Below are 1,864 nucleotides of genomic sequence, written 5' to 3' on the forward strand. Positions count from 1 at the left end.
GGGCAAGACCAAGGTCTTCCGCGGCCAGTTCGGTTCCCAGTCGGATGTGAAGCGTGCGATCGTGACCCTCGAAGAGGGCCACCGCATCGACGTCACCACCGGGCTATAAGGCGATACGACGATGGCATTGAAAAAATACAACCCCACGACACCAGGCCAGCGCCAACTGGTCATGGTCGATCGCTCGGCGCTCTACAAGGGCAAGCCGGTCAAGGCGTTGACCGAGGGCAAGAATTCCAGCGGCGGCCGCAACAACACCGGCCGCATGGTCGTGCGTTTTCGCGGCGGCGGCCACAAGCGGACCTACCGCATCGTCGATTTCAAGCGCACCAAGGTCGACATGCCGGCGACCGTCGAGCGCCTCGAATACGATCCGAACCGCACCGCTTTTATCGCGCTCTTGAAATATACCGACGGCACGCAGGCTTACATCCTGGCCCCGCAGCGTCTCGCGGTCGGCGATAGCGTCATCGCCGGCAATTATGTCGACGTGAAGCCGGGCAATGTCATGCCGCTGGGCAACATGCCGATCGGCACCATCATCCACAACGTCGAATTGAAGATCGGCAAAGGCGGCCAGCTGGCGCGTTCGGCAGGCACCTATGCGCAGCTCGTCGGCCGCGATCAGGACTACGTGATCATTCGTCTGAACTCGGGCGAGCAGCGCCTGGTTCACGGCCGCTGCACCGGCACCATCGGCGCGGTGTCCAATCCGGATCACATGAACATCTCGATCGGCAAGGCCGGCCGCAACCGCTGGCTCGGCCGCAAGCCGCACAACCGCGGCGTCTCCATGAACCCGGTGGACCATCCGCACGGCGGCGGCGAAGGCCGCACCTCCGGCGGCCGTCATCCGGTGACCCCGTGGGGCAAGCCGACCAAGGGCAAGAAGACGCGGTCGAACAAGTCGACCAACCGATTCATTCTCATCAGCCGCCACAAGCGGAAGAAGTAAGGATACCCGGACATGGTTCGTTCAGTCTGGAAAGGCCCGTTCGTGGAAGGCTCCCTGCTCAAGAAGGCAGATGCCGCGCGTTCGTCCGGCCGTCATGACGTGATCAAGATCTGGAGCCGCCGCTCGACGATCCTGCCGCAGTTCGTCGGCCTCGTGTTCGGCGTCTACAACGGCCAGAAGCATGTGCCGGTGTCGGTCAACGAGGAAATGGTCGGTCACAAGTTCGGCGAGTTTTCGCCGACCCGGACCTTCCATGGCCATTCGGGCGACAAGAAAGCCAAGAAGGCTTGAGGACTAAGCTATGAGCAAACCAAAGCGCGAACGGAGCCTCCCGGAAAACGAGGCCAAGGCGATCGCCCGGATGCTGCGCGTCAGCCCGCAGAAGCTCAACCTTGTCGCGCAGCTGATCCGCGGCCGCAAGGCCTCGGCCGCGCTCGCCGATCTGCAGTTCTCGCGCAAGCGGATCGCGATCGACGTCAAGAAGTGCCTGGAATCCGCGATTGCGAACGCCGAAAACAACCATGACCTCGAGGTCGACGATTTGATCGTCTCCGAGGCGCATGTCGGCAAGGGCATCGTGATGAAGCGTTTCGCACCGCGCGGCCGTGGCCGCTCGGGCCGTATCTTTAAACCATTCTCGCAGCTGACGATCGTGGTTCGTCAGGTCGAGGCGAGCGCTTAAAAGCAGGCGCGGGAGACAACGATGGGTCAGAAGATCAATCCAATCGGGCTGCGTCTCGGCATCAACCGGACGTGGGATTCCCGTTGGTACGCCGGCAAGAACGAATACGGCAAGCTGCTGCACGAGGATGTCAAGATCCGCGAGGTGCTGCACAAGGAATTGAAGCAGGCGGCCGTCGCCAGGATCGTGATCGAGCGTCCGCACAAGAAGTGCCGCGTGACGATCCA

The 1,864-nt window shown here is 62.2% G+C and carries 3 protein-coding genes and 2 pseudogenes; all 5 read left to right on the forward strand.

Annotated elements, in window-relative coordinates; genetic code table 11:
* Nucleotides 1–109, forward strand: a pseudogene (locus VGP39_RS21565) (50S ribosomal protein L23); the annotation flags it as partial.
* A 12-nt stretch (nucleotides 110–121) separates the two neighbouring features.
* On the forward strand, nucleotides 122–955 hold the full coding sequence (rplB, locus tag VGP39_RS21570) for a 50S ribosomal protein L2 (RefSeq protein ID WP_327570126.1): 834 nt from the start codon (nucleotides 122–124) through the stop codon (nucleotides 953–955).
* A 12-nt stretch (nucleotides 956–967) separates the two neighbouring features.
* On the forward strand, nucleotides 968–1,246 hold the full coding sequence (gene rpsS / locus VGP39_RS21575) for a 30S ribosomal protein S19 (protein WP_100417518.1): 279 nt from the start codon (nucleotides 968–970) through the stop codon (nucleotides 1,244–1,246).
* 10 nt (nucleotides 1,247–1,256) lie between these two features.
* On the forward strand, nucleotides 1,257–1,637 hold the full coding sequence (gene rplV, locus VGP39_RS21580; protein WP_327570127.1) for a 50S ribosomal protein L22: 381 nt from the start codon (nucleotides 1,257–1,259) through the stop codon (nucleotides 1,635–1,637).
* A 21-nt stretch (nucleotides 1,638–1,658) separates the two neighbouring features.
* Nucleotides 1,659–1,864, forward strand: a pseudogene (locus VGP39_RS21585) (30S ribosomal protein S3); the annotation flags it as partial.

The sequence above is a fragment of the Bradyrhizobium sp. genome, assembly GCF_036009065.1.
Taxonomy (GTDB): domain Bacteria; phylum Pseudomonadota; class Alphaproteobacteria; order Rhizobiales; family Xanthobacteraceae; genus Bradyrhizobium.

Bases quoted from the DNA above. Each gene is read 5' to 3' on its own strand.
- rplV (WP_327570127.1), top strand. From the start codon at position 1,257: ATGAGCAAACCAAAGCGCGAACGGAGCCTCCCGGAAAACGAGGCCAAG.
- rplB (WP_327570126.1), top strand. From the start codon at position 122: ATGGCATTGAAAAAATACAACCCCACGACACCAGGCCAGCGCCAACTG.
- rpsS (WP_100417518.1), top strand. From the start codon at position 968: ATGGTTCGTTCAGTCTGGAAAGGCCCGTTCGTGGAAGGCTCCCTGCTC.